Origin of the sequence: Streptomyces narbonensis (assembly GCF_014649015.1) — a bacterium.
Classification (GTDB): domain Bacteria; phylum Actinomycetota; class Actinomycetes; order Streptomycetales; family Streptomycetaceae; genus Streptomyces; species Streptomyces narbonensis.
In genome coordinates, this window is record NZ_BMSF01000009.1 from 337,520 (window position 1) to 355,046 (window position 17,527).

At 72.8% G+C, this 17,527-nt stretch carries 20 protein-coding genes; 11 read left to right on the top strand and 9 right to left on the bottom strand.

Going from position 1 to position 17,527, the window contains the following annotated elements:
* Window positions 1–10 precede the first annotated feature (10 nt).
* Window positions 11–874, top strand: coding sequence for an acyl-CoA thioesterase (locus IE124_RS19710; RefSeq protein WP_189509126.1), 864 nt, complete (start codon window positions 11–13; stop codon window positions 872–874).
* A gap of 16 nt (window positions 875–890) precedes the next feature.
* Here IE124_RS19710 and IE124_RS19715 read toward each other — a convergent pair whose 3' ends face one another.
* Complete coding sequence (locus tag IE124_RS19715; protein WP_189509127.1) at window positions 891–1,961, bottom strand: RNA ligase (ATP); 1,071 nt, start codon at window positions 1,959–1,961, stop codon at window positions 891–893.
* 123 nt (window positions 1,962–2,084) lie between these two features.
* Window positions 2,085–2,309, bottom strand: coding sequence for a DUF6011 domain-containing protein (locus IE124_RS19720; protein WP_189509128.1), 225 nt, complete (start codon window positions 2,307–2,309; stop codon window positions 2,085–2,087).
* A gap of 36 nt (window positions 2,310–2,345) precedes the next feature.
* Between IE124_RS19720 and IE124_RS19725 the strand changes: the two genes are divergently transcribed.
* Window positions 2,346–2,828, top strand: coding sequence for a glutathione peroxidase (locus IE124_RS19725; RefSeq protein ID WP_189509129.1), 483 nt, complete (start codon window positions 2,346–2,348; stop codon window positions 2,826–2,828).
* 100 nt (window positions 2,829–2,928) lie between these two features.
* Here IE124_RS19725 and IE124_RS19730 read toward each other — a convergent pair whose 3' ends face one another.
* Window positions 2,929–4,302 (bottom strand): cytochrome P450, encoded by a 1,374-nt coding sequence (locus tag IE124_RS19730; protein WP_189509130.1) that lies wholly within the window; start codon window positions 4,300–4,302, stop codon window positions 2,929–2,931.
* 144 nt (window positions 4,303–4,446) lie between these two features.
* Here IE124_RS19730 and IE124_RS19735 point away from each other — a divergent pair, with 144 nt between their 5' ends.
* Window positions 4,447–4,914 (top strand): VOC family protein, encoded by a 468-nt coding sequence (locus tag IE124_RS19735; RefSeq protein ID WP_189509131.1) that lies wholly within the window; start codon window positions 4,447–4,449, stop codon window positions 4,912–4,914.
* A gap of 47 nt (window positions 4,915–4,961) precedes the next feature.
* Here the strand turns inward: IE124_RS19735 and IE124_RS19740 are convergent, their stop codons facing one another.
* Complete coding sequence (locus tag IE124_RS19740; RefSeq protein WP_189509132.1) at window positions 4,962–6,179, bottom strand: acyl-CoA dehydrogenase family protein; 1,218 nt, start codon at window positions 6,177–6,179, stop codon at window positions 4,962–4,964.
* A gap of 164 nt (window positions 6,180–6,343) precedes the next feature.
* Between IE124_RS19740 and IE124_RS19745 the strand changes: the two genes are divergently transcribed.
* On the top strand, window positions 6,344–6,991 hold the full coding sequence (locus IE124_RS19745; protein ID WP_189509133.1) for a TetR/AcrR family transcriptional regulator: 648 nt from the start codon (window positions 6,344–6,346) through the stop codon (window positions 6,989–6,991).
* A gap of 8 nt (window positions 6,992–6,999) precedes the next feature.
* On the opposite strand, the gene def is transcribed toward IE124_RS19745, so the two are convergent.
* On the bottom strand, window positions 7,000–7,560 hold the full coding sequence (gene def / locus IE124_RS19750; protein WP_189509134.1) for a peptide deformylase: 561 nt from the start codon (window positions 7,558–7,560) through the stop codon (window positions 7,000–7,002).
* 125 nt (window positions 7,561–7,685) lie between these two features.
* Here def and IE124_RS19755 point away from each other — a divergent pair, with 125 nt between their 5' ends.
* From IE124_RS19755 to IE124_RS19775, 5 genes are all read left to right on the top strand, one after another.
* Entirely contained in the window at window positions 7,686–8,933 is a 1,248-nt protein-coding gene (locus IE124_RS19755; protein ID WP_189509135.1) for a Mur ligase family protein, read from the top strand.
* A 19-nt stretch (window positions 8,934–8,952) separates the two neighbouring features.
* Window positions 8,953–9,681, top strand: coding sequence for a type 1 glutamine amidotransferase (locus IE124_RS19760; protein WP_189509136.1), 729 nt, complete (start codon window positions 8,953–8,955; stop codon window positions 9,679–9,681).
* A 147-nt stretch (window positions 9,682–9,828) separates the two neighbouring features.
* The gene (locus tag IE124_RS19765) at window positions 9,829–10,854 is read left to right on the top strand and encodes a 6-phosphofructokinase (RefSeq protein WP_189509137.1); all 1,026 of its coding nucleotides are present in this window, start codon (window positions 9,829–9,831) and stop codon (window positions 10,852–10,854) included.
* A 102-nt stretch (window positions 10,855–10,956) separates the two neighbouring features.
* The gene (locus IE124_RS19770; RefSeq protein ID WP_189509138.1) at window positions 10,957–11,904 is read left to right on the top strand and encodes a cytochrome c oxidase assembly protein; all 948 of its coding nucleotides are present in this window, start codon (window positions 10,957–10,959) and stop codon (window positions 11,902–11,904) included.
* Window positions 11,905–12,025: 121 nt separating this feature from the next.
* Window positions 12,026–12,247: a hypothetical protein gene (locus tag IE124_RS19775; protein ID WP_189509139.1), complete on the top strand. Its 222-nt coding sequence runs from the start codon at window positions 12,026–12,028 to the stop codon at window positions 12,245–12,247.
* Between the two features lie 97 nt (window positions 12,248–12,344).
* Here the strand turns inward: IE124_RS19775 and IE124_RS19780 are convergent, their stop codons facing one another.
* Window positions 12,345–13,391 carry a DUF3048 domain-containing protein gene (locus IE124_RS19780; RefSeq protein WP_189509140.1) on the bottom strand — a complete coding sequence of 349 codons (1,047 nt, stop codon included), beginning with the start codon at window positions 13,389–13,391 and terminating at the stop codon, window positions 12,345–12,347.
* A gap of 79 nt (window positions 13,392–13,470) precedes the next feature.
* Here IE124_RS19780 and IE124_RS19785 point away from each other — a divergent pair, with 79 nt between their 5' ends.
* Both IE124_RS19785 and IE124_RS19790 read left to right on the top strand, forming a co-directional pair.
* Window positions 13,471–14,190, top strand: a complete 720-nt coding sequence (locus IE124_RS19785; protein ID WP_189509209.1) for a lysophospholipid acyltransferase family protein — start codon at window positions 13,471–13,473, stop codon at window positions 14,188–14,190.
* A 64-nt stretch (window positions 14,191–14,254) separates the two neighbouring features.
* On the top strand, window positions 14,255–15,289 hold the full coding sequence (locus tag IE124_RS19790; RefSeq protein ID WP_189509141.1) for an NAD-dependent epimerase/dehydratase family protein: 1,035 nt from the start codon (window positions 14,255–14,257) through the stop codon (window positions 15,287–15,289).
* Between the two features lie 55 nt (window positions 15,290–15,344).
* Here the strand turns inward: IE124_RS19790 and IE124_RS19795 are convergent, their stop codons facing one another.
* From IE124_RS19795 to IE124_RS19805, 3 genes are all read right to left on the bottom strand, one after another.
* Window positions 15,345–16,088 carry an urease accessory protein UreD gene (locus tag IE124_RS19795; protein WP_189509142.1) on the bottom strand — a complete coding sequence of 248 codons (744 nt, stop codon included), beginning with the start codon at window positions 16,086–16,088 and terminating at the stop codon, window positions 15,345–15,347.
* Window positions 16,085–16,780 (bottom strand): urease accessory protein UreG, encoded by a 696-nt coding sequence (ureG, locus tag IE124_RS19800; RefSeq protein ID WP_189509143.1) that lies wholly within the window; start codon window positions 16,778–16,780, stop codon window positions 16,085–16,087. Before ureG ends, IE124_RS19795 begins: the two co-directional genes overlap by 4 nt.
* Window positions 16,781–16,855: 75 nt before the next feature.
* Complete coding sequence (locus tag IE124_RS19805; protein WP_189509144.1) at window positions 16,856–17,518, bottom strand: urease accessory protein UreF; 663 nt, start codon at window positions 17,516–17,518, stop codon at window positions 16,856–16,858.
* Between the last annotated feature and the right edge of the window lie 9 nt (window positions 17,519–17,527).

Here is a 17,527-nt window from a genome sequence, read left to right on the forward strand (position 1 = left end):
AGAAGTGACGGTGACCAGTCCCGCCGAGAGGCTCGTCGATCTGCTCGACCTGGAGCGGATCGAGGTCGACATCTTCCGTGGGCGCAGCCCGCAGGAGTCGCTGCAACGGGTCTTCGGCGGGCAGGTCGCCGGGCAGGCCCTCGTCGCGGCCGGCCGCACCACCGAGGGCGACCGGCCGGTGCACTCGCTGCACGCCTACTTCCTGCGGCCGGGCCGGCCCGGGGTGCCGATCGTGTACCAGGTGGAGCGGGTGCGGGACGGCCGGTCGTTCACGACCCGCCGGGTCACGGCGATCCAGGAGGGGCGGACGATCTTCAATCTGACGGCCTCCTTCCACAAACCGGAGGAGGCGGGCTTCGAGCACCAGCTGCCGCCGCGGCACCTGACCGACCCGGAGAGCCTGCCGAACCTCGCGGACGAGATCCGCGAGCACCTGGGCGCGCTCCCGGAGGCGCTGGAGCGGATGGCCCGCCGCCAGCCCTTCGACATCCGCTACGTGGACCGGCTGCGCTGGACCCAGGACGAGGTCAAGGGCGCGGACCCGCGCTCGGCGGTGTGGATGCGGGCCGTGGGGCCGCTGGGCGACGACCCGCTGGTCCACACCTGCGCCCTGACGTACGCCTCGGACATGACGCTCCTGGACGCCGTCCGGATCCCCGTGGAGCCGCTGTGGGGTCCGCGCGGGTTCGACATGGCGTCCCTGGACCACGCGATGTGGTTCCACCGGCCGTTCCGCGCCGACGAGTGGTTCCTGTACGACCAGGAGTCCCCGATCGCGACGGGCGGCCGGGGGCTCGCGCGCGGCCGCATCTACGACCTGGAGGGGCGCCTCCTCGTGTCGGTGGTCCAGGAGGGCCTGTTCCGCAAACTGTGAGGGGCGCCCCGGGCGGTCACTCGTACTCCGTGCCGCCCTTGCGGGTCAGGTAGGCCGGGCTGACCGCCTTGGCGATGGCCCGGCCGCCGACGACCGGGCTGTAGCGCTCGGTGGCCGGGCGGATGACGACGCCCTCCCGCAGGTGCGCGTCCCGACCGGAGACGGTCTCCCGGCCGCTGGCGTGCGCGAGGACCGTGTCCAGGTCGTACGGGCCGGTGTAGAGGCTCGGGACGAGCGGCACCTCGCCGGGTGCGAGGACCTCGGCGGGGTTCAGCCAGCGGACCTCGCCGTCGATCTCGGCCGATACGTCGAAGAGGGCGTATCCGACGGTCTGGGAGCGGCCGTCGGCGCCGTACGTGAGGTCCTGCACCCCGGCTCCGTAGACCTCGCCGAAGAAGCCGATCCGGCGGGCGCCGAGGCGTCCGGCGAGCCGCTCCGCGACGGCGGGCAGTCCGTGCGCGTGGACGGCGCGCCAGTACAGGTTGCGCGGGTCCTCCTGGAGGGCGAGTCCCTTCGCCCCGTACCCCTTGGAGGAGACCTGGACGCGCCCGTCCTCGGCGTGCCAGGTCAGCAGGCAGGCCGTGCCGTGGAGCTTCTCCGTCAGGACGACGGGCTCGCCGGGCTCGAAGATGTCGGGGTAGCGCTGGAGGTTCTCGATGTCGACCCAGGGCAGCAGGTCGGGGGCATGCTCCACGTCGCCGTTCATGGTGGTCGGGATCGGTGGGACCCATTTGGTGATGCCGAGGGTCTCCGCGAAGTCCGTGCGCTCGGCCGCGGCGCGCTCCAGGTCGGTGCCGGCGAGCGCGCCGGGGCGGCAGACGATGCCCTGCGACAGCTCTCCGCGCAGTCGTACGGCCCTGACCCGGTCGGAGTCCTTCCCTGCCAGGCGGCCGGTCAGCCCGAGCTCGTCGACGAGGGCGGCGGGCAGGACGGCCTGCTCCGGTATGTAGAGGGCCGCGTCGCCGGTGCGGTAGGCGCCCTTGGCGACGACTGCGCGGTAGAGGCCGACCTGGGCGAGTTCCAGGGCGTCGGCGTTGGGGTGGGGGTGGACGGTCAGGACTTCGGCGGTGACGCGCAGGGTCGACATGTCAGGACTCCGGTGGCTCGGGTTTCGATCTCATCGGTGATCACTGTGCCGACGCGAATTTGCCTGGGCCATCGTTTTGTCGCCTGGTACCGTCACCGGGTTCCCGTGGCCGCAGGCCCTGGGCTACGGTCCGTCGTCGATGCCCGGGAGGGTGTCCTGGACGACCTCGTGGCGGCGGGAGCGGATGTCGGGGCCCGGCGGATGGAGTTTGGCGTCGCAGGTCGGGCCGAGGCCGGTGCGGCGGGAGTCCGCGCCGGTGAGGGGCCGGCCGCAGAGCCGACAGCACACGCGGCGGGGCTCTTCCTCCGTCGTGGAATCGATCGCGATCGCCAGTCGTTCTTCACCCATGCCGAGATCAAACCCCATTTCGACCAGGAGCGGTCCATGAGCCTGTACGACATCCCCCTGAAGACCCTGACCGGGGAGGCCGTCTCCCTCGCCGACTACCGGGACCGCGCGGTCCTCGTCGTGAACGTGGCCTCGAAGTGCGGTCTGACCCCGCAGTACGCGGGTCTGGAGCGGCTGCAGAAGGAGTACGGGGAGCGCGGCTTCACCGTGCTCGGCGTGCCCTGCAACCAGTTCGCGGGCCAGGAGCCGGGCAGTGCGGACGAGATCCAGACCTTCTGCTCGGCGACGTACGGGGTGTCCTTCCCGCTCCTGGAGAAGACGGACGTCAACGGCGAGGGCCGGCACCCGCTGTACACGGAGCTGACCAAGGTCGCGGACGCCGAGGGCGAGGCCGGCGACGTGCAGTGGAACTTCGAGAAGTTCCTCGTCGGCAAGGACGGCGGGGTCACCCGCTTCCGTCCGCGCACCGAGCCGGAGGCCGCGGAGGTCGTCTCGGCGATCGAGGCGCAGCTCGCCTGAGGCACAGCTCGTCCGAGGCGCCGCTCGTCCGAGGCGGGCCGCCGTGGCCCCCGGTGCCGTCGAGAGACGGTGGCCGGGGGCTCTCCCGTTCCCGGGCCGGTCAGGTGGTGCGGGGGCGGAGCCGGCAGCGGGCCGGGCCCGCCGCCTGGAGGGTGATGGCGGGGACGACCGGGACCTCGGTGTCGACGGCCTCGAACTCGTACTTCTGGAGGAGCATCGCCAGGGCGATCACCGACTCCAGCATCGAGAAGTGCTGGCCGATGCAGGCGCGCGGGCCGCCGCCGAAGGGGAACCAGGCGTACCGGGGGCGGGCGGCCTCCGCCTCGGGCGTGAAGCGGTCGGGGTCGAAGCGCTCCGGGTCCTCCCAGTAGGCGGGGTGGCGGTGGGTGACCCAGGAGGCCACGATGACGTCCGCGCCGGCCGGGACGGTGACGCCGTCGATCTCGGTGGCGGCCACGGCGCGGCGGCCGATGGCGGGCGCGGCCGGGAAGAGCCGCATGGCCTCCTTGAGGACCTGCGTGACGTACGGCAGGGAGTCCAGGTCGGCGGCGCCGGGGGTACGGCCCGCGAGCACCCGGTCGACCTCCTCGTGGGCCCTCTTCTGGAACTCCGGGTGCAGGCCGAGCAGGTGGAGGGCGAAGCCGAGGGAGGTCGCGGTCGTCTCGTGGCCGGCGACGAGGAAGACGAGGACCTGCTCGCGCAGCTCGGTGGCGCTGAAGCTGCCGTCCTCGGCGCTCTCGGCCTCGGCGAGGAGCGTGAGGAGGTCCTGCCCGTCGCCGGGGGCTTGGCCGGACTCCCGGCGGTCGGCGATGATCCGGTCGCAGACCTCGTACAGCGCCTGGTGGACGGCGGCGGCCCGGCGGTTGCCGGGGGTGGGCCAGTCGCGTGGGGTCTTGAGCGGCGAGTAGCCGCGGCGCGAGACGTAGGCACCGACCTCGGGGAAGCAGCGCTCGACGACCTCGACGGCCGTGTCGACGTCGGTGCCGAAGAGGACGCGGGCGACGGCGCGGAGCGCCAGCCGGGTCATCCCCTCCAGGACGTCGACGGTGAAGGGCCCGTCCTCCTGCCACTCCTCGGTGAGGGCGGTGACCTCGGCGGCGATGGCCGCGGCGTAGCCGTCGACGCGGCGCTTGGTGAAGAGGGGCTGGACGAGCCGGCGCTGGCGCAGGTAGTCCTCGTCCTGGCTGGTGAGCAGGCCGTTGCCGAAGGACTCCCGGATCTCCTGGTAGAAGGCGTTGTCCTTGCGGAAGTTGGCCGACTGGCCGGCGAGGACCTGCTGGACGCCCTCGGCGGAGAAGACGCAGTAGACGGTGGCGCGCAGCCCGGGCGGCCCTGCGGTGATCCGGACGACGTCGCCCTGTTCGCGCTGCGCGCGCAGGAAGGTGCCCAGCGAGTCGCTCTTGAGGTCGAGCAGGGAGCCGAGCAGCGGATTTCCCGCGAGTGCGGGCGCTTCGGCCCGTGTGGTGGTGGCCATGATCGGTTCCCCCTCGATTCGTCACCGGCGGGGCGATTCTCCCCCAGTCGGTGACCCACGAGAAGACCGGTCTGAACACCCGTCCGAATAGGGCTGGTTGGACCGGCCCGGGCGGCTGTCGGTGGCGTCTGCGAGGCTCGTGCCATGGACCGCCCCGAGCTCACCCTGCAACTGACGATCGACTGCGCGGACCCCCAGCGGCTCGTGCCCTTCTGGCTGGACGCCCTGCGGTACGTCCCCGACCCGCCGCCCGCCGGACACGCCTCCTGGCGGGAGTACTGGCGGGCGATCGGCGTGCCCGAGGACGAGCTGGGCGAGGACGCGGGCGAGCTGCCCGAGTCCATCGTGGACCCGGAGGGCGTGGGCCCCCGCATCTGGTTCCAGCGGGTCCCGGAGCCCAAGACCGTCAAGAACCGCGTCCATCTCGACCTCAAGGTCGGCGGCGGCCGTGAGGTCCCGCTCGCGGTGCGCCGGAAGCGGGTGGACGGCGAGGTGGCCCGCCTGACGGCGCTGGGCGCCACGATCCTGTACGCGATGGACGAGCCGAACGGCATGGACTACTACGCGGTGGTGCTCCAGGACCCGGAGGGAAACGAGTTCTGTCTCGTGTGAGACGTCCGGGGGGCGGGGTGTCCAGTGCCCCCCGCCCCCGGCGCCGACTACTTCGCGAGCGCGCGGCTGATGACCATCCGCTGGATCTCGCTGGTGCCCTCGAAGATGGTGTAGATGGCCGCGTCGCGGTGCATCCGCTCCACGGGGTACTCGCGGGTGTAGCCGTTGCCGCCCAGGATCTGGATGGCCTGGCCGGTGACCTGCTTGGCGACCTCGCTCGCGTACAGCTTGGACATGGAGCCCTCGGCCGAGGTGAAGGGCTTGCCGGCGGTCGCCATCCAGGAGGCGCGCCAGACGAGGAGCCGGGCCGCGTCGATCTGGGTGCGCATGTCGGCGAGCTGGAAGGCGACGCCCTGGTTCTCGATGATCGGGCGGCCGAACTGCACGCGGGTCTTCGCGTAGTCGAGGGCGACCTCGTACGCGGCGCGGGCGGTGCCGACGGCCATGGCGCCGACCGCCGGGCGGGAGGCCTCGAAGGTGGCCATGGCCGCGTTCTTCACCCGCTCGCCGCCGCCCGCCTTCGCCTTCTCGCGGGCCCGGGCGAGGCGCTCGTCGAGCTTGTCCTTGCCGCCGAGGAGGCAGTGGCCGGGGACGCGGACGTCCTCCAGGACGACCTCGGCGGTGTGCGAGGCGCGGATGCCGTGCTTCTGGAACTTCTGGCCCTGCGAGAGGCCGGGGGTGTTCGGCGGCACGATGAAGGAGGCGTGGCCGCGCGAGCCGAGCTCGGCGTCCACGACGGCGACGACGACGTGGACGTTGGCGATGCCGCCGTTGGTCGCCCAGGTCTTGGTGCCGTTGAGGACCCACTCGTCCTTGGCCTCGTCGTACACGGCCCGGGTGCGCATGGCGGCGACGTCGGAGCCGGCGTCGGGCTCGGAGGAGCAGAAGGCGGCGACCTTCACGTCGTTCGCGTCGCCGTACATCTGCGGGACCCAGGTGCCGATCTGCTCCTCGGTGCCGTTGGCGAGGACGCCGACGGCGGCCAGGCCCGTGCCGACGATGGACAGGGCGATGCCCGCGTCGCCCCAGAAGAGCTCCTCCATGGTCATCGGGACGCCGAGGCCGGTCGGGTCGAAGAACTGCTGGGCGTAGAAGTCGAGGGAGTAGATTCCGAGCTTGGCGGCTTCCTGGATGATCGGCCAGGGGGTCTCCTCACGCTCGTCCCACTCGGCGGCGGCCGGACGCATCACATCGGCGGCGAAACCGTGCAGCCAGTCGCGGACCTGCTTCTGGTCGTCGTTGAGTTCGAGCGTGAACTCGGCCATAGTTCCCTCCCAGCAGTACGTTACTTGCGGTAACAGCAGTGTGTTACCGGCGGGTACGGGCTGTCAACCTGCGGCGGAGCACTTCGGGCCGCCCGGCACCGGGTGCCGGGCGGGTGTTACGTTGCGACAGCCTCACGGAATCGCACGGGCGGGGAGACACGCTTATGGACATCACACACCGGACCACCGACCAGCAGAAGCCCGCGGAACAGCGACGGCGCGAACTGCTGGAGGCGGCGGACCGGGTGGTGCTCCGGGACGGGCCCAAGGCGTCCATGAACGCCATCGCGGCGGAGGCCGGCATCACCAAGCCGATCCTCTACCGGCACTTCGGCGACAAGGGCGGCCTCTACCGCGCCCTCGCCACCCGCCACACGGACGCGCTGCTCTCGGCGCTCCGGAGCGCGCTCGACGCCCCCTCCGACCGGCGCCGCCGCGTCGAGGCCACCCTCGACACCTACCTGGCCTCGATCGAGGCGATGCCCCAGGTCTACCGCTTCCTCATGCACCCGGCGGAGGAGTCGCACCAGTCGGAGCAGGGCTTCGACGTCGGCCGCCATTCGGCCCCGCTGCTGCGCCGCATGGGCGAGGAGCTCGGCCAGGTCATCGCCGAGCGCGTCGACCTGGGACCCGCCGCCGACGTCCAGGCCCGGATCTGGGGCCACGGCATCGTCGGGATGATGCACGCGGCCGGCGACTGGTGGCTCGGCGAGCGTCCCTGCTCCCGCGCCGACCTGGTCAGCAGCCTGGCCGACCTCCTGTGGGGCCGGCTCGCGATGGCCGACGACCGCCCCGGCGGGCCGGGGTTCTGACCGGACCCTCAGCCCTCCAGCACGGAAGCGCCGCCACCCCACGGCCGCTTGCGGATCGTCCGCAGCAGACGTGACTTGCGCCACCCCGTCACGTGGTCGGCGTAGACCCCGCCGGCCAGGTGGTCCGTCTCGTGCTGGAGGCAGCGGGCGAAGAAGCCCGTGCCCTCGATCCGTACCGGAGTGCCGTCCAGCCGGACGCCCTCCACCACCGCGCGGTCGAAACGCGTCGTCGGCGCCTCCAGGCCCGGCAGCGAGAGACAGCCCTCCGGGCCCCGTATCTCGTCGCCGTCCGCCTCCACCAGCGTCGGGTTCACCACATGGCCCAGGTGACGCGTGTCCTCGTCGTCGGGGCAGTCGTACACGAAGACCCGCAGGCCCACACCGACCTGGTTGGCCGCCAGTCCCACGCCGTTCGCCGCGTACATCGTCGCGAACATGTCCTCGACGAGCCGGGCCAGTTCGGGGCCGAAGTCGGTGACGGGCGCGCAGGGCGTGTGCAGGACGGGGTCGCCGAGCAGAGTCATCTCTCGCACGAGGCCGGAACTGCCGGGGATGGGACGGTTTCGCATGGCCGTAAGGGTACGGTCCGCCGTGACCAGGCTGTTTCGCGCGGCCTCTCACGGTGCCGCTGTTCGGGCTGCTGGCCTGATCTCGATAGGCTGAGCCCGGACCGACGCAAGGAGGAACAGGAACGATGTCAGGACACCCCGGTAATCCAGAGCCGCTGTCGCCGCGTGCCAAGCTGGCCGTGACGGCGGGCAGGGCCGCGGCCGCGGTGTCGCGGGCGGCGGGGCGCGGCAGCGGATCGGTGATCGGCGGCAAGGTCGCGCTCAAGCTCGACCCGGACCTCCTCGGCCGGCTCGCTCAGCATCTGGACGTCGTCCTGGTGTCGGCGACCAACGGCAAGACGACGACGACCCGGCTGATCGCGGAGGCCCTGCGCGCCGCCGGCCCCGTGGTCTCGAACGCCCTCGGCGCCAACATGCCCGCGGGCATCACCTCGGCGCTGGCCGGCGGCTCGGACTCCAAGTACGGCGTCATCGAGGTCGACGAGAAGTACCTCGCCGGCGTCGCCCGTGACACCACGCCCAAGGTCATCGCGCTGCTCAACCTCTCGCGCGACCAGCTCGACCGCGCCGCCGAGACCCGCATGCTCGCCGAGAAGTGGCGCGAGGGCCTCAACGGCACGAAGGCCGTCGTCGTCGCCAACGCCGACGACCCGCTCATCGTGTGGGCCGCCTCCTCCTCCCCCAACGTGGTGTGGGTGGCCGCCGGCCAGGAGTGGAAGGACGACGCCTGGTCGTGCCCCTCCTGCGGTGGCGTGATGCAGCGTCCGGGCGACGACTGGTTCTGCGGCGAGTGCGGCTTCCGCCGTCCCGCGCCGAGCTGGGCGCTCAACGGCGACCACGTGCTAGACCCGCACGGTTCGGCCTGGCCGATCCGGCTCCAGCTGCCCGGCCGCGCCAACAAGGCCAACGCCGCCACCTCGGCCGCCGTCGCCGCCGTCTTCGGCGTACCGCCGCAGGTCGCCCTGGAGCGCATGTACCAGGTGCAGGCCGTCGCGGGACGCTACGACGTCGTCTCCTTCCAGGGCCGCGACCTGCGACTCCTGCTCGCGAAGAACCCGGCCGGCTGGCTGGAGACGTTCTCCCTGATCGACGCGCCGCCCACCCCGGTGATCCTCTCCGTCAACGCCCGCGGCGCCGACGGCACGGACACCTCCTGGCTGTGGGACGTGGACTACGGGCGGCTCGCGGGCCACCCGATCATGGTGATCGGCGACCGCCGGCTCGACCTGGCGGTCCGCCTGGAGGTCGCGGGCGTGGACTTCCGCGTCTGCGAGACGCTCGACGAGGCCGTCACGATGGCTCCGCCCGGGCAGATCGAGCTGATCGCCAACTACACCGCCTTCCAGGACGTCCGCCGCCGCGTCGGCAACTGACCCGTAGAGGACATGCAGCATGACTGACAGCAGCCTGCGCCTGGTCTGGGTCTACCCGGACCTGCTCAGCACCTACGGCGACCAGGGCAACGTCCTCGTCGTCGAGCGCCGCGCCCGCCAGCGCGGCCTCAACGTCGAGCGCGTCGACGTCCGCAGCGACCAGCCGATCCCGACCTCGGGCGACATCTATCTGATCGGCGGCGGCGAGGACCGCCCGCAGCGGCTCGCGGCCGAGCGGCTCCTCCGGGACGGCGGTCTGCCCCGGGCCGCGTCCAACGGCGCGATCATCTTCTCGGTCTGCGCCGGCTACCAGATCCTGGGCCACGAGTTCATCAACGACGTCGGCGAGCGCCAGCCCGGCCTGGGCCTGCTCGACGTGATCACCACCCGCGGCGAGGGCGCCCGCTGCGTCGGCGACGTCCTCGCGGACATCGACCCACGCCTCGGCCTGCCCCAGCTGACCGGGTTCGAGAACCACCAGGGCATCACCCACCTCGGCCCGACGGCCCGGCCGTTCGCCCGGACCGTCTTCGGCAACGGCAACGGCACCGGCGACGGCACCGAGGGCGCGTACAACGACACCGTCTTCGGTACGTACATGCACGGCCCCGTCATGGCCCGGAACCCGCAGATCGCGGACCTGCTCCTGAAGCTGGCCCTCGACGTGAACGCGCTGCCGCCGACCGACGACCGGTGGTACGAGGCGCTGCGCGCCGAGCGCATCGCGGCGGCCACGCAGCCCGCCTGACGAAACCCTCACGGGTTCGTACGAAACTACGGTGTCCACTGTGCGGACATCCGTTTCGGCCCCGCCACCCGGCACCGATAGGGTGGCGGGGATCCAGCCGGACGACGTGGTCCGGGAGTCGGCCCACGTTGCAAAGGTTTTTGGGCTATGCGCATTGGTGTGCTCACCTCCGGCGGAGACTGCCCCGGTCTGAATGCCGTCATCCGTTCCGTCGTGCACCGCGCCGTCGTCGACCACGGTGACGAGGTCATCGGCTTCCACGACGGATGGAAGGGCCTGCTGGAAGGCGACTACCGCAAGCTCGACCTCGACGCGGTGGGCGGCATACTCGCCCGCGGCGGCACCATCCTCGGCTCCTCCCGGGTCCAGCCCGCGCACCTGGTCGGCGGCGTCGAGCGCGCCCGCGGCCACGTCGCGGACCTGGGCCTCGACGCCATCATCCCGATCGGCGGCGAGGGCACCCTGAAGGCGGCCAACCTCCTCTCCGAGGCGGGCCTGCCGATCGTCGGGGTCCCCAAGACCATCGACAACGACATCGCCTCCACCGACGTCACCTTCGGCTTCGACACGGCCGTCACCGTCGCCACCGAGGCGCTCGACCGGCTGAAGACGACCGCCGAGTCGCACCAGCGCGTACTCGTCGTCGAGGTCATGGGCCGCCACACCGGGTGGATCGCGCTGCACTCCGGCATGGCCGCCGGTGCGCACGCCGTCGTCGTCCCGGAGCGCCCCTTCGACATCGACGAGCTGACCTCCCGGGTCGGCGAGCGCTTCGAGGCCGGCAAGCGGTTCGCGATCGTGGTCGTCGCCGAGGGTGCGAAGCCGCGCGAGGGCTCGATGGACTTCAAGTCCGCGGGCACGGACATCTACGGCCACGAGCGGTTCACCGGCATAGCGAACCAGCTCTCCGTGGAGCTGGAGCGGCGCCTGGGCAAGGAGGCCCGCCCGGTCATCCTCGGCCACGTCCAGCGCGGCGGCACCCCGACCGCGTACGACCGCGTCCTCGCCACCCGCTTCGGCTGGCACGCGGTGGAGGCGGCGCACCGCGGCGAGTTCGGCATGCTGACCGCGCTGCGCGGCACGGACATCGTGATGGTCCCGCTGGCGCAGGCCGTCGAGTCCCTCAAGACGGTCCCCGAGGACCGCTACACCGAGGCCGAGTGCGTGCTCTGACGACGCCAAGAGCCCAGAACCGCCCCCGGTCGCGATCGCGGCCGGGGGCGGTTCTAGTCTGGTGCGGACAACAAGCGCGAATCGGGCTCCAGGAGTACTCAGATGGATCACAGCGGGCACGGCATGACCATGGATCTGCCGCCGTTCACGCTGGCGCGGGGCCTGGAGTTCTCTCCCGACCTCTTCTTCCTCATCGGCTGCCTCGCGGGACTCGGCTTCTACGGCTGGGGTGTGGCGCGGCTGCGGCGGCGCGGTGACGCGTGGCCCGTGAGCCGGACGGTGTTCTTCACCGTCGGTGTCCTGAGCGTCGCCCTGGTGATGTGCACCAAGCTCAACGACTACGGCATGGTCATGTTCAGCGTGCACATGGTGCAGCACATGGTCATCTCCATGCTGTCGCCGATCCTGCTGCTGCTCGGCGCGCCGGTGACGCTGGCGCTGCGGGCGCTGCCGGTGGCGGACCGGGGCTCGACGGGACCGCGCGAGCTGCTCCTGAAGCTGCTGCACAGCCGGTACATGAAGGTGATCACGCACCCCGGCTTCACGATCCCGATGTTCATCGCGAGCCTGTACGCGCTGTACTTCACGCCGCTCTTCGACTTCCTCATGGGCTCCAAGCCCGGGCACATCGGGATGATGGTGCACTTCCTGATGGTCGGCCTGGTCTTCTTCTGGCCGATCATGGGCGTGGACCCGGGCCCGCACCGGCCGGGTTACGTGATGCGCATGCTGGAGCTGTTCGCGGGCATGCCGTTCCACGCGTTCTTCGGCATCGCGCTGATGATGGCGAGCGAGCCGATGGTCGGGACGTACCGGACCCCGCCCGCCTCGCTGGGGATCGACGCCCTCACCGACCAGAACGCGGCGGGCGGCATCGCCTGGGCGTTCAGCGAGATCCCGTCCGTGCTGGTGCTGATCGCGCTGGTCTACCAGTGGTACCACTCCGAGCAGCGGCAGGCCGTCCGCATGGACCGGGCCGCCGACCGGAACGGGGACAAGGAGCTGGAGGCGTACAACGCGTACCTGGCCTCGCTCCGGGCCAGGAGCTGAGACCCGGCGCGCTTTCCGCCCCGGCGCACGCGGGGGCGTCCAGGGAGTAGCGCGCGCCCCCCTTCCGGGGTCACGATGGGGACGACGACTTCCGCGGCCCCGGTCGGGAGGAGGCGGATCGATGTCCGGTCCCACGAGGACGATGGCGGCGCTCACCGGCGCGGCGCTGGTCCTGACGACGACGTACACGGTGGCGCTCGGCAGCAGCGGATGGCTGTGGTTCGGTCTGATGGTGCTGGTGGTGGCCACGATCGGCATGGCGGCGGCGGACAGCTCGACGCCCTCTGCGCCACGTCAGCGCCCACCGCGCGAGCCCGGCCGACCGGGCACGACACGGCCCTGACTCCTGTCCCCTGACCCCCGCCCCTCCGCTCGGTTAGGTCCTGTCGTCAAACTCCCGCCTGCCCTGCGGGCGGACGACGGGAGTTTGACGACAGGACCTAACCGAGCGGGGCGAGGACGACCCAGGTCTGGCCCGGGGCGAAGGCGAGGGGCGCCCCGTCCGGGGTGGTGAAGGTGGTGCCCGCGTCGGGCGTGGGCCGGGACCAGCGGGCTTCGTACGAGCGGCCGTCGCGCAGCACGAGTGCCGTGCCGCTGCCGGTCGTCTCCGTGTACGGGGAGACCGCGCCGAACCGGTCCTGGAAGTCGGACGGACGGATGGTGACGCGCTGGACGACGACCGTCTCGGGGGTGAGCGGTCCGCTGTCCGTGGCGCGGGCCTCACGGCCGTCCATCGCGACCCGCCAGGCGCGGTCGGCGGCGGACCACGTGAAGGTGTAGCGGGCCGCCGGGAAGCGGACGGTCGACGTGTCGACCGGGGTGCCGCCGGGCGGCACGGACCCGAAGCGGAAGCCGATGTCCTGGGCGTTCTCCGGGGACGGATCGGTTGCGAGGGCGCGTGCCGGGCGGACGTAGAGGTTGTGCGGCGCGGCCCGGTCCGGGGAGCGGCGGAAGGCCCCGGGGGCGGTGGTCTCGGTGACGAGGTGCAGCGGTGCCGCGTTCAGGAGGGGGTTCAGGGCGGTCTGCGCGCCGGAGTACGCGAGCACCGGCTCGCCGAACGGCGCGAGGAGCGATATGTCGGACTCCCGGGCGCTGCGGACGGGTCCTGTGAGCTCGGGGAGCCGGGAGGAGTACACGGCAAGGAGCCGGGTCACGCCGCCCTCGACCTGCTCGACGTAGACGAGGTCGGCGGCGCCGAGACCGGTGTGGGGGCGGGCCGCCGCCACGTTGTCGATCTTCACGGCGACGACGGGGGCGGGCCGCGCGGGGAGTCCCGTGAGCGGTGACCGGCCGGCCGGCGCGGGGGCCGTGGTGGAGGGCGCCGGGGCCGTGGTGGACGGGGGCGTCGTGGCCGGTGAGGGGGTCGGCGTGGGGCTCGGCTCGCGGGGGCCCGGGTCGGAGCAGCCGTACAGACCGGCCGCCGTCACCGCGCAGAGCACCGCGGTGAGGACACGGCCGGGACGTCTCGTTCCGCGTTGTCCGGTCATCGTGACGCTCCCCCACCAGTGGACCACGGGCCCGCGCGCCGATACAACGGGCATGACGGACGACGAACGGGGGTCGCGGGTGTTCTACCACCTGATGAAGCACGTACTGCTGGGGCCGCTGCTCAGGCTGCTCTTCCGGCCGCGGATCGAGGGGCTCGAGCACGTCCCGGAGGAGGGCGCGGCGATCGTCGCGGGCAATCACCTCTCCTTCTCCGACCACTTCCTGATGCCGGCCGTGCTCGACCGGCGGATCACCTTTCTCGCCAAACAGGAGTACTTCACGGGGCCCGGGGTCAAGGGACGTCTCACGGCCGCGTTCTTCCGGGCCGCCGGGCAGATCCCGGTCGACCGGTCCGGGAAGGAGGCAGGGCAGGCGGCGATCCGCGAGGGGCTCGGCGTCCTGGGCAAGGGCGAGCTGCTCGGGATCTATCCCGAGGGGACGCGCTCGCACGACGGGCGGCTCTACAAGGGCAAGGTCGGGGTGGCGCTGATGGCCCTGACCGCCGGGGTGCCGGTGGTGCCGTGCGCCATGGTCGGCACCTTCGAGATCCAGCCGCCGGGGAAGGTCGTGCCGCGAATCCGCCGGGTCACGATCCGCTTCGGGGCCCCACTGGACTTCTCCCGCTTCGCGGGGTCCGCGGACGAGCGGGCAGTGGTCCGCGCGGTGACCGACGAGATCATGTACGAGATCCTGCGGCTGTCCGGGCAGGAGTACGTGGACGAGTACGCGGCCGTGGTGAAGGCGGCGGAGGCGGGAACCGAGGAGCCCGCGCGAAGGTTCCGCCGACGGGAACGCTGAGGGCGGATCCGCGCACGGCGCAATCGCTTGGGGCACCGGTCCCGTCGCCCGTAGCGTCGCGATCATGACCAAGGGAAACGCGTTCGTACTGGGTGGGTCGGGACAGGTGGGGCGGGCGGCCGTGCGGGCCCTCGTCGCGGACGGCTGGGAGGTGACGGCCGCCTCGCGGGGCGGCGCGCGGGACGAGAGGTGGCCGGAGGAGGTCCGGACGTTGCGGCTGGACCGGACCGAGGAAGGGGCGCTCGCCGCGGGGCTCGGCGACGGCTGCGACGTGCTCGTCGACATCGTGGCGTACGGCGGCGGGCACGGCCGGCAGCTGACCGGGCTCGCCGACCGGATCGGCTCGGCGGTGGTGGTGTCGAGCGGCGCCGTGTACGAGGACGAGGAGGGCCGCAGCTTCGACACCCAGGACCGGCCCGACGGCTTCCCCGCCTTCCCCGTGCCCACCCGGGAGGACTGGCGGACCGTCGCGCCCGGCGACACCTCGTACAGCACGCGGAAGATCGCCCTGGAGCGGGAGCTGCTGGCGGCGGGCGACGCGCTGCCGACGACTCTGCTGCGCGCGGGCGCGATCCACGGGCCGTTCTGCCCGGGCCCGCGCGAGCTGTGGTTCGTCAAGCGGGCGCTCGACGGGCGGCCGGTGCGCGTCCTCGCGTACGGCGGCACCTCGCGCTTCCATCCGGCCCATGTGGACAACCTCGCCGAGCTCGTCCGGCTCGCGGCGGCGAAGCCGGGGAGCCGGGTGCTCAACGGCGCGGACCCCGAGGCGCCGACGGTGGCGGAGATCGGGGCGGAGATCGACGCGGTGCTGGGCGTACGGAGCGAGTTCGTGCTGATGGAGGGGGAGCCGGCGGAGACCGTGGGGCTCACTCCGTGGACCGCGCCGCACCCGATCGTCTACGACATGACGGCGGCGGAACGGGAGTTGGGATACCGGCCGGTGGTGTCCTATGCCGAGTCGCTCCCGGAGACGGTGGCGTGGCTGACCGCGCACCTGGCGGACCGGGACTGGCGGGAGGCCTTCCCCGGTCTCGCCAAGTACGGGGTGGACTTCTTCGACTACGCGGCGGAGGACGCCTGGCTGAAGACCCGGGGCTGACGCCGACCGGTGCGGGGGGCGGCCGTCGGACGGCCGCCCCCCGCGTCCGTGCGGTTCAGTGCGGGGCGAGTTCGGCCAGGGCCGCGTCGAGCAGGCGGCGGAGCGTGAGGGCGTCGGGGGCGACGGCGGTGACGAGGGCCGCGGGGCCCGCGAGGGGGGCGATCACGGCCCCTTCGTCGAGGAGTCTCGGCTCCCTGGGTTCGTCGGCGAAGTCGGGGTCCACCACGAGGAGTTGACCGGTGGCCCGGTGGCCGGCCAGGACCGCGCCGCCGTCCCAGCCGCCGGGGGCCCCGGGGCCGTACGCCAGTTCCTGGTCGAGCAGGGGGCGGCCGGCCCGACGGACGGTGAGGCGGGTGACGAGGGTGCCGGGCGGTTCGCCGTGCCGGCCGAGGATCTGCTCCTCACGGAGGACGAGCCGGGCCGTGGCGGCGAGCTCGACGGTGGTGCGCATCCGCAGGTGCGAGCCATGGGCGGAGACGAGCTGCTCGGGCAGCCAGCGCAGGACGCCGGACTCCCCCACGGCGATCCGGACGTCGTACGTGGCGGGCTCGGCACCGCGGCCCGGCAGGGCGAGGGTGGCGGCGGCGGTGTCGACGAGGAGCCGGGCCCCGGCCCTCACCTCCGTCTCGATCGCGAGCCGGTCGCCGCCGAGCGGGGCGCTCATCGCCCCGACGACGGTGACCCGGGTCCAGCCGGCGGCGGCCCTGGTGCGGCGCAGGGCGAGGGGGCCGTCGCTCTCCAGGAGCGGCAGCCCGCCGTCGGCCGCGGCGGCGATCCGGGCGGTGGCGCTCAGGCTCACGCGGCCGGCGCCCCGGCTCCGGCCCACGCGGTGAGCTGGAGGCGGACCCAGTCGGCGACGGGCCCGACGCCGTTCTCGGCGCGCAGGGAGGTGAGGACGACGGGCAGTTCGCCGCGCTGCTCCTTCGCGTCGCGGGCCATGCGCTCCAGGTCGGAGCCGACGTACGGGGCGAGGTCGGTCTTGTTGACGACGAGGAGGTCGGCGGTGGTGACCCCCGGTCCGCCCTTGCGCGGGATGTCGTCGCCGCCCGCCACGTCGATGACGAAGACCTGGGCGTCGACGAGCCCCTTGGAGAAGGTGGCGGTGAGGTTGTCCCCGCCGGACTCGACCAGGATGAGGTCGAGGGGACCGACGGCCTCCTCCAGTTCCTCGACGGCTTCCAGGTTGGCGGAGATGTCGTCGCGGATCGCGGTGTGCGGGCAGGCGCCGGTCTCGACGGCCCGGATGCGCTCGGGCGGCAGGACGGCGTTGCGGAGGAGGAACTCGGCGTCCTCGCGGGTGTAGATGTCGTTGGTGACGACGGCGATGGAGAGGGTGTCCCGCAGGGCCCGGCAGAGGGCGGCGACGGTGGCGGTCTTGCCGGAACCGACCGGTCCGCCGAGTCCGACGCGCAGGGCGCGGCGGGTGCCGTCGGGGCGGTGGGCGTCGGCGGATACCGCTCCGTGGTGGGTGTGACCGTGGTCGAGGTGCATCGGGAGGCTCCTGGGGGGTGGCGGTGGGCTTGTGCGTCGTACTCGGATGCTCGGGTTGCCGTGTGCTCGGGTGGCTCAGGAGGCGAAGAGGCGGACCGGCCAGGCCGCGTGCTGTTCGGCGGTGAGGTCGAGCAGCGGCGCGGAAGCGGCCGGCAGCGCGTCGACGCCCTGGCGCGCCGCGGCGGTCGCGCGGGCGGCGACGTGGTCCATCTCGGGTGCGAGGCGGGCGAGGACGGCCGTCGCCCGGTACGGATCGAGGCTGAGGAGGCGTACGGCGGCGGTGGCGGGACCGCCGACCGTCTCGTACGCGACGCAGTGAGCGGCGTCCTCGGGGCCGAGCCCGGCGGCCCGGGCGGTGGCGCCGAGGACGACGGGCTGATGGGCGCCGCGCGGGAAGGCCGCCGCCAGCGCGTCGAGTTCGGCGCTGGGCCAGGTGGCGCGGGCCGCCCGCATCAGCTGGCGGCCGAGCCTGCGGGCGGCGGCGCGCAGGGCGGGTGAGGGCGTGCGGGCGTCGGCGGCCGCGTCGAGCTCGTACGGGTCGAGTCCGTACGCGGCGGCCGCGGCCAGGCCGGCGGAGGTGAGGCCGGTGGTGTGGAGCCGGCCGCGGCAGAAGGCCTCCAGGTCGTCGGCGTCCTTGATGCGGCCCGCCTTGACGGCGGCCTCTGCGCCGCCGGAGTGGGCGTGACCGCCGGCGGGGAAGCGCCCGTCGGCGAGCACGAGGAGTGCGGAGCGTGTCATCGTTTCCGC

Bases quoted from the DNA above. Each gene is read 5' to 3' on its own strand.
- IE124_RS19720 (WP_189509128.1), bottom strand. From the start codon at position 2,309: ATGGGTGAAGAACGACTGGCGATCGCGATCGATTCCACGACGGAGGAA.
- IE124_RS19715 (WP_189509127.1), bottom strand. From the start codon at position 1,961: ATGTCGACCCTGCGCGTCACCGCCGAAGTCCTGACCGTCCACCCCCAC.
- ureG (WP_189509143.1), bottom strand. From the start codon at position 16,780: ATGCACCTCGACCACGGTCACACCCACCACGGAGCGGTATCCGCCGAC.
- IE124_RS19735 (WP_189509131.1), top strand. From the start codon at position 4,447: ATGGACCGCCCCGAGCTCACCCTGCAACTGACGATCGACTGCGCGGAC.
- IE124_RS19725 (WP_189509129.1), top strand. From the start codon at position 2,346: ATGAGCCTGTACGACATCCCCCTGAAGACCCTGACCGGGGAGGCCGTC.
- IE124_RS19740 (WP_189509132.1), bottom strand. From the start codon at position 6,179: ATGGCCGAGTTCACGCTCGAACTCAACGACGACCAGAAGCAGGTCCGC.
- IE124_RS19745 (WP_189509133.1), top strand. From the start codon at position 6,344: ATGGACATCACACACCGGACCACCGACCAGCAGAAGCCCGCGGAACAG.
- IE124_RS19775 (WP_189509139.1), top strand. From the start codon at position 12,026: ATGTCCGGTCCCACGAGGACGATGGCGGCGCTCACCGGCGCGGCGCTG.
- IE124_RS19765 (WP_189509137.1), top strand. From the start codon at position 9,829: ATGCGCATTGGTGTGCTCACCTCCGGCGGAGACTGCCCCGGTCTGAAT.
- IE124_RS19780 (WP_189509140.1), bottom strand. From the start codon at position 13,391: ATGACCGGACAACGCGGAACGAGACGTCCCGGCCGTGTCCTCACCGCG.
- IE124_RS19730 (WP_189509130.1), bottom strand. From the start codon at position 4,302: ATGGCCACCACCACACGGGCCGAAGCGCCCGCACTCGCGGGAAATCCG.
- IE124_RS19760 (WP_189509136.1), top strand. From the start codon at position 8,953: ATGACTGACAGCAGCCTGCGCCTGGTCTGGGTCTACCCGGACCTGCTC.
- def (WP_189509134.1), bottom strand. From the start codon at position 7,560: ATGCGAAACCGTCCCATCCCCGGCAGTTCCGGCCTCGTGCGAGAGATG.
- IE124_RS19790 (WP_189509141.1), top strand. From the start codon at position 14,255: ATGACCAAGGGAAACGCGTTCGTACTGGGTGGGTCGGGACAGGTGGGG.
- IE124_RS19755 (WP_189509135.1), top strand. From the start codon at position 7,686: ATGTCAGGACACCCCGGTAATCCAGAGCCGCTGTCGCCGCGTGCCAAG.
- IE124_RS19805 (WP_189509144.1), bottom strand. From the start codon at position 17,518: ATGACACGCTCCGCACTCCTCGTGCTCGCCGACGGGCGCTTCCCCGCC.
- IE124_RS19770 (WP_189509138.1), top strand. From the start codon at position 10,957: ATGGATCACAGCGGGCACGGCATGACCATGGATCTGCCGCCGTTCACG.